The organism is uncultured Pseudokineococcus sp. (assembly GCF_947499845.1).
Taxonomy (GTDB): Bacteria; Actinomycetota; Actinomycetes; order Actinomycetales; family Quadrisphaeraceae; genus Pseudokineococcus.
Genome location: NZ_CANMPM010000021.1, coordinates 35,417 through 42,297, shown reverse-complemented (window position 1 = coordinate 42,297; position 6,881 = coordinate 35,417). Strand labels below are relative to the sequence as shown.

The window sequence follows — 6,881 nt, the reverse complement described above, 5'->3', positions numbered from 1 at the left end:
GGCTACGTTCGGGAGGGATAACCGCTGAAGGCATCTAAGCGGGAAGCCTGCTTCGAGATGAGGTCTCCTTGCCACTTTTAGGTGGTGTGAGGCTCCCAGGTAGACGACTGGGTTGATAGGCCGGGTGTGGAAGCGGGGTAACTCGTGGAGCTGACCGGTACTAATATGCCGATGGCTTGACCACTCTCAGGTGTGTGTTGCTCGTGTCCACTGTGCGGTTCTTGGGTTACGAACCCCCCACCCCCCAGCGTCTTTGGGGTGTGGGTGGGGGTTCGTGCTCGATGAGTGTTTCGGCGGTCATAGCGTCGGGGAAACGCCCGGTCCCATTCCGAACCCGGAAGCTAAGCCCGTTCGCGCCGATGGTACTGCGTGGGGGACTGCGTGGGAGAGTAGGTCGCCGCCGGACTTCACTTGGGAAGGGCCACCCCCTTTGTGGGGGGTGGCCCTTTCGCATGCCCGGGGTCGGGGGGCGGTGACGTCGACGTCGGCGCCGTCGCGCCATGCGCGCGTCCGGCCGCTGCAACGACCCGTCGCGCGAGGTCACGCGGGAGGGCCCGACCGGGCGCGCGACCGGTCGAAGCGGCACCGACCCGGCATCACGCGGAGACCACCGCCGAGGATGCGTTGGTGCCTCCCGCCGGCGAGTGCGGCCCCGTGGGTGGCGGTGCCGGGGGCAGCCGACTCCTGCGCGGTCATCCCCTCGCCGACTCCAGGCCACCGCCGCCCCCTCGCGCCCCCGGGCCGGTCGTCGGGTCGACCAGGAACGACCGCTCGCCGTGCACGGCGAGCTCGGCGAGCACGGCGGACGGGTCGCCGCCCTCGATGACCTCCAGCAGGCGGCGGTGTCGTGCCACGTGCGTCACGAGGTCCTCGTACTGGTTCTCGCGCGTGTAGAGGTTGCGAGCCATGCACAGGCGCTGCTGTCGCTGCACGGAGGAGTACGCGGCGTCGAGCCGGCGGTGCCCCGCCAGGGCGACCACGGCGGCGTGGAAGTCGTAGGCCGCGCTCACCAGCTGGCCCCGGTCCTCCTGCTCGGCGAAGCGCTCCATGCTCGCCAGGGCGGCGCGGCAGGGGGCGAGGCGCTCGGCCTCGAGCACGGGCACGCCCAGCTCGACCGCGAGGCGCTCGAGGGCGCTGCGGAGGGTGAGGATCTCCATGACGTCCTGCTCGGTGAGCGTGGTGACGACCGCGCCGCGCCGGGGGCGGACCTCGATGAGGCCCTCCTGCTGGAGCGTCCGCAGGGCCTCGCGCAGGGGAGGCCTGCTGATGCCGAGGCGCTCGGTGAGCCTCTCCTCGGTGAGCCGCTCCCCCTCGCCGAGCGCCCCGGACAGGATCATCCGCCGGATCTGCTCGACGGCCAGCTGGACGAGGCTGGGCGCGTCGATCCGTGACGACCGTCCGGCGGGTGCGGCCGTCCCCGCCGGTGCGCCGGTCGTGCCCTGGCTCATCTCGCCACCACCTCGTCGGTCGTCGGGCACCCTCGTTCAGGTACGCCCTGTGTAGTCCCTCGGGAAGCATCGACGACACCCTTGTCAGCCGCGAGTGTCTCCTGTAGACATTATCCGGCCGCACGGGACGGCCTGGAGGCGCACCGCCGCGTCGAGCCGAACCGACCGACACCGCTGTCGTCCGCCGAAGTCATCCCGGGCACCGCTACCCGACACGCCCAGGCCTGCCGCCGGGCACCAGGAGGAGCAGTCCATGACCACGAGCACCGCCCCTGCCCAGTCCGCCGACCACGCCGACCCGAGCGACATCGGCAGCCTCTACAAGCACCTTCGCGTGGTCGACGTCGTCGACGCCCTCGACGGCATCGGCTACTTCAACCTCACGCTCATGGACCGAGAGCTGAGGCCCCTGTGGAGCGGCATGCGCTTCTGGGGCCCCGCGGTGACGATCCGCGCCGTCCCCTCGAACAAGCCGATGTGGAAGCTCGACTCGACGCAGGACGTCGTCGAGGCGCACCGCATCTGGTTCGAGCGGTACCCGGCGACGCGCCTGCCCGACGACCTCCCGCGGGGGCACGTCATCGTCATGGAGTCCGGCGGCGGTCCCGAGGTCGGCTTCTGGGGCTCGGAGAACTCGATGGGCGCCGTCGGCGCGGGCGCCTCGGGGATCATCACCGACGGGTACTGCCGCGACACCGCTGAGGTGGAGCTCCAGCGCATCCCCATGGTGGCGCGCCACCGCGGGCGCACGATCATCCCCGGCCGCATCGAGGTGGTCGAGACGCAGGGGACCATCGCCTGCGGCGGCGTCCGGGTGGACCCGGGCGACGTCGTCGGTTGCGACGACGACGGCGCCGTCGTGGTGCCGGCCGCGGTCGCGGAGGAGGTCGCCGTCCACGCGCGCGCCATCCTCCTCGCGGACATGCACGCCCGCCGGCGGCACTACGACGCCCAGGGCAGGCCCGCGGACAGCACCGTCGACGTCGACGCGGTCATCGCCTACTACGACGGCGTCTGACCACGGCACCCCCGGCCCCGTCCCACCGCTGTGATGGAGGACCTGTGACCCTCGACCCCACGTCGACCTCGGTCGGCTTCGTCGGGCTCGGCAACATCGGCGCGCCGATGGTGCGGGCCCTGCTGGCCGCGGACTGGTCCGTGACCGTCCACGACACCCGGCGCGAGCGCGTCGAGGAGGTCGTGGGGGCGGGCGCCACCGCGGCCGCCGACGTCGGCGAGCTCGCCGGCTGCGACGTGCTGCTGCTCGCCGTCCCGGACGACGCGGCCGTCGAGGCCGTGCTGAGCGGGCAGGGCGGCGCGGGGGGCTGGCTGTCGCACGAGCGGCCCGAGCGCCTCGTCGTCGTCCACAGCACGGTGCTCCCGGACACGGCGGTCCGGTTGGCGGAGGTCGCGGCCCAGCGCGGCGTCGCCCTGCTCGACGCCCCCGTCAGCGGCGGCGCCGACCGGGCCGAGAAGGGCGACCTCACGATCTTCGTGGGGAGCGAGCCGGAGGCCCTGGCGGCGGCCCGCCCGCTGCTCGAGGCCGAGGGCTCGCGCGTCGTGCACCTCGGTCCCCCGGGAGCGGGGGCCGCGACGAAGCTGGCCAACCAACTGATGATGCTCTCGGCCCTGGCCGGCGCCCAGGAGGGCATGGACCTCGCTGCGGCGCACGGCGTCCCGGAGGCGGCCCTGCTCGACGCCGTCTCCACCTGCACCGGTGACACCTGGGTGTCGCGCAACTGGAGCTTCTTCGACCGCACCGTCGCGGCCTACGACGCCGCGGGCACGTCACGGAGCGAGAGGCCGTGGAGCAAGGACCTGTTCGAGGTCGTCGAGGCCGCGCGCGCCGCCGACCTGCGCGTGCCCGTCGCGGCCCTGCTCTCCCAGGTGCTGGCCGACCGCGTGGAGGCGCACGCCGCGGGCGGGGGAGCGAAGAACGGGGGCGGGGCATGAGCGTCCGGGAGGGGGCCCGTGCGGGCGGCGGGGGCGTCGGCCCCGCGGTCGCCCGCGGCGTGGCCGGCGACCCGCAGGAGGCGTCGGTGCCGGCGGCGCCGCACACCTCGTCGCGACGGCGCCGCGAGGCGCTGGCCGCCTACGCCTTCCTCACACCGTGGCTGGTGGGGCTGGTCGGGCTGACGCTCGGCCCGATGCTCTACTCGCTGTACCTCTCCTTCACCCGGTACAACCTGCTGTCCCCGCCGCAGTGGTCGGGCCTCGCCAACTACCAGGCGATGCTCGCCGACCCGCGGCTGCAGGACTCGATCCGGGTGACCGTCGTCTACGTCGCGCTCGCGGTGCCGGGCATCCTCGTGGTCTCGCTGCTGGTGGCCCTGGTGCTCGCCCGGGGCATGAGGTTCCTGCCGATGTACCGGGCGGCCTTCTACCTGCCGTCCCTCATCGGCGCGAGCGTCGCCGTCTCCTTCCTGTGGCGGCAGCTCTTCGCGGGCGACGGCGTCTTCAACGCCCTCCTCGGTGTCTTCGGCCTCGAGGGGCGGACGTGGATCGGTGACCCCGACACGGCGCTGCTCACCCTCGTGGCCCTCAGCGTCTGGACGTTCGGCTCCCCGATGATCATCTTCCTCGCGGGGCTCCGGCAGGTGCCGCGAGACCTCTACGAGGCCGCCGAGATGGACGGGGCCGGACCCGTGCGGCGCTTCACCAGCGTCACGCTGCCACTCATCAGCCCGCTCATCTTCTTCAACGTGCTGCTGACGACGGTCAACTCGTTCCAGGCCTTCACGCCGGCGTACGTCATCTCCGGCGGGACCGGGGGGCCGGCGAACTCGACCCTCTTCTACACGCTGTACCTCTACCAGCGCGGCTTCGCAGAGCTCGACATGGGCTACGCGTCGGCGATGGCCTGGCTCCTGCTCGTGGTGCTCGCCGTCTTCACCGCGGTGATGTTCGCCACCTCGCGCTTCTGGGTCTACTACGGAGACGAGCGATGACCACCACCCCCTCGCGGTCGACCGCGCCGGCCCCGCGCGGCTCCGGCGTCCACCCGGCGGCGCGACCCGTCGTCGCCCCCCGCCGGCCGTCCCAGGCCGCCGTCGTGCGGGCGCTGTCCCGGCACGCCGTGCTCATCTGCGTCCTGGCGGTCGTCCTCTACCCCCTGCTGTGGATGGTCGGGGCCTCGTTCCGGCCGGGCAACGAGGCCTTCGGCACCCTCGGCCTCTGGCCTGACAACTTCACGCTGGACAACTACCGGGACGGCTGGTCCTACGGATCCCTCAACTTCTCCCGGTACTTCGTCAACAGCCTCGTCATCTCGGCGCTGGCCATCGTCGGCAACGTCGTCTCCTGCGCCCTGGCGGCCTACGCCTTCGCCCGGCTCGACTTCCCGTTCCGCCGGGTGCTCTTCGCGCTGGTGCTGGCGACGCTGCTGCTGCCCTACCAGGTGACGATCGTCCCGCAGTACGTGCTGTTCAACCAGCTCGCCTGGATCAACACGATCCTCCCGCTGACGGTGCCGAAGTTCCTCGCCACCGACGCCTTCTTCGTCTTCCTCATGGTCCAGTTCATCCGCACCCTGCCGCGCGAGCTGGACGAGGCGGCGCGGCTCGACGGGTGCGGCCACCTGGGCATCTTCCTGCGGATCGTCGTCCCCCTGTCCCTGCCGGCCATCGGGACGACGGCGATGTTCACCTTCATCCGCACGTGGGACGACTTCCTCGGCCCGCTGCTCTACCTGAACAACCCCGACCGGTGGACGGTCACGCTCGGGCTCAACGGCTTCCTCGACGCCACGGGCACGTCCGCCTTCGGGCCGCTGTTCGCCATGGCCACGCTGGCGATCGCGCCCATCGTGGGCTTCTTCCTGGTCTCCCAGAAGCTCCTCATCGAGGGGGTCGCCACGAGCGGCCTCAAATGACCTCCCGGCGCGGCACGCGAGCGCCGGGGCAGCCCCCGGACCACCGTCCCATCCCCGATCGTCCTCTCCCCCGGATCACCGACGCGTGCTCGACGACGAGCACCGACTGGAGGCGCACCATGTCCAGCTCCACCACCACGAGCCGCACCACCTCGCTCCGCACCACCTCGGGCCGCCGCCGCACGCGCGCCGGCATCGTCGCCGGCGCGACCGCGCTGGTGCTCCTCACGGCCGGATGCTCCGGGGGCACCCGGGTGGGGGGCGACGCCCCTGAGGCCGCCTCCGGCGACGACGCCGGCCTCGGCGACGTCACCGGCGAGATCCGCCTCGCCTACTGGGGCTCCGGCTCCCGCGTGGACCTGACCAACGGGGTGTCCGACCTCTTCGTCGCGGAGAACGAGGGGGTCTCCGTGACCCCGGAGTTCACCGACTTCGCCGCCTACTTCCAGCGCCTCAACGTGCAGGCGAGCAGCGGCGGCATGGCGTGCATCACCCAGCTCCAGGGCCGCCAGCTCAACGACTACGCCGGCCAGGGCCTGCTGCTCGACCTGCAGCCGCTCGTCGACTCGGGCGCCATCGACGTCAGCGGCATCCCCGAGGACGTGCTGGACACCGGGCGCGGGACCGACGGGGCCCTCTACGAGATCCCCTACGGCGCGGCCTACGACGCGATCATGGTCAACACCACGCTGGCCGAGGAGGCCGGCGTCGGGTCGCCGGCCGACGGCTGGACGTGGCAGGAGTTCTTCGACTACGCCCGCGCGGCGCAGGGGTCGCTGCCGGAGGGCGTCAGCGGGGTCAACCTGCTCGGCGGGCACCCGAACACCTTCATCGAGTGGCTGCGCGGTCGCGGGCAGGAGGTCTTCGAGGGCACCGAAGCGGCCTTCAGCGCCGACGACGTCGTCGAGTACTGGTCGATCTGGGAGGGCCTGCGGGGCGACGGCGTGACCATCTCCGCGCCGGACCGAGCGGCGGAGGCCGCCCAGGTCGAGCAGAGCTGGATCGCCCAGGGGAGGGTCATGTCCGACAACAAGCCCGGCAACCAGATCGGGCAGGCGCAGGGCGCGATCGAGGGCGCCCAGCCCGGGCAGGAGCTCACCACGGTGCAGCTGCCCCGCGGCGAGGACGGTTCCTCCAGCACGGTCCTCTTCACCTCGGGCTGGTCCATCCCCCGCAGCTGCGACAACGTCCCCACGGCGGCCGCGTACATCGACTTCTGGATCAACGACCCGGAGGCGAACGCGCTGTTCGCCTCGAACAACGGCGCCGTCACGAACACCGAGATGCTGCAGGCGCAGCTCGACGACGAGTCCCTGGACCCGGCGACGCGGCAGACCCTGGAGCTGTACCAGGAGATCGTCGAGGACGAGCCGCCGACGGTCCTGTACCCGGCCGGCTACCAGGCCAACTTCGAGACGGCCTTCCAGCGCGCCTACGAGGACGTCGCCCTCAACGGCGCCGACCCGCAGGCCACGGCGGAGTCCTTCGTCGAGAACCTCGACGCCGCGCTCGCCTCGGCATGAGCGGGACCGGTGACCGGGAAGACCCGGCGGGAGGAGAGG

6 protein-coding genes and 2 rRNA genes are annotated in these 6,881 nt (G+C 72.1%); 7 read left to right on the top strand and 1 reads right to left on the bottom strand.

Annotation, left to right across the window (positions count from 1 at the left end; all coding sequences use genetic code 11):
- Positions 1-184 (top strand): 23S ribosomal RNA (locus Q0789_RS14895); the annotation flags it as partial.
- Positions 185-289: 105 nt separating this feature from the next.
- Positions 290-406 (top strand): 5S ribosomal RNA (rrf, locus tag Q0789_RS14890).
- 286 nt (positions 407-692) lie between these two features.
- Here rrf and Q0789_RS14885 read toward each other — a convergent pair.
- A complete protein-coding gene (locus Q0789_RS14885; protein ID WP_298806579.1) occupies positions 693-1,448 on the bottom strand; it encodes a GntR family transcriptional regulator in 756 nt (251 codons plus the stop codon).
- A gap of 253 nt (positions 1,449-1,701) precedes the next feature.
- Here Q0789_RS14885 and Q0789_RS14880 point away from each other — a divergent pair, with 253 nt between their 5' ends.
- The 5 genes from Q0789_RS14880 to Q0789_RS14860 all read left to right on the top strand — a co-directional run bounded on the left by Q0789_RS14880 (position 1,702) and on the right by Q0789_RS14860 (position 6,842).
- A complete protein-coding gene (locus tag Q0789_RS14880) occupies positions 1,702-2,466 on the top strand; it encodes an RraA family protein (RefSeq protein WP_298806577.1) in 765 nt (254 codons plus the stop codon).
- Between the two features lie 44 nt (positions 2,467-2,510).
- Positions 2,511-3,401: an NAD(P)-dependent oxidoreductase gene (locus Q0789_RS14875; RefSeq protein ID WP_298806575.1), complete on the top strand. Its 891-nt coding sequence runs from the start codon at positions 2,511-2,513 to the stop codon at positions 3,399-3,401.
- Complete coding sequence (locus tag Q0789_RS14870; RefSeq protein WP_298806573.1) at positions 3,398-4,396, top strand: carbohydrate ABC transporter permease; 999 nt, start codon at positions 3,398-3,400, stop codon at positions 4,394-4,396. The genes Q0789_RS14875 and Q0789_RS14870 overlap by 4 nt, the downstream gene beginning before the upstream one ends.
- The gene (locus Q0789_RS14865; RefSeq protein ID WP_298806571.1) at positions 4,393-5,319 is read left to right on the top strand and encodes a carbohydrate ABC transporter permease; all 927 of its coding nucleotides are present in this window, start codon (positions 4,393-4,395) and stop codon (positions 5,317-5,319) included. Before Q0789_RS14870 ends, Q0789_RS14865 begins: the two co-directional genes overlap by 4 nt.
- 119 nt (positions 5,320-5,438) lie before the next feature.
- Entirely contained in the window at positions 5,439-6,842 is a 1,404-nt protein-coding gene (locus Q0789_RS14860; RefSeq protein ID WP_298806569.1) for an extracellular solute-binding protein, read from the top strand.
- Positions 6,843-6,881: the final 39 nt, after the last annotated feature.

Coding starts and splice junctions, on each gene's coding strand:
- Q0789_RS14870 (WP_298806573.1), top strand. CDS start 3,398: ATGAGCGTCCGGGAGGGGGCCCGTGCGGGCGGCGGGGGCGTCGGCCCC.
- Q0789_RS14880 (WP_298806577.1), top strand. CDS start 1,702: ATGACCACGAGCACCGCCCCTGCCCAGTCCGCCGACCACGCCGACCCG.
- Q0789_RS14865 (WP_298806571.1), top strand. CDS start 4,393: ATGACCACCACCCCCTCGCGGTCGACCGCGCCGGCCCCGCGCGGCTCC.
- Q0789_RS14885 (WP_298806579.1), bottom strand. CDS start 1,448: ATGAGCCAGGGCACGACCGGCGCACCGGCGGGGACGGCCGCACCCGCC.
- Q0789_RS14860 (WP_298806569.1), top strand. CDS start 5,439: ATGTCCAGCTCCACCACCACGAGCCGCACCACCTCGCTCCGCACCACC.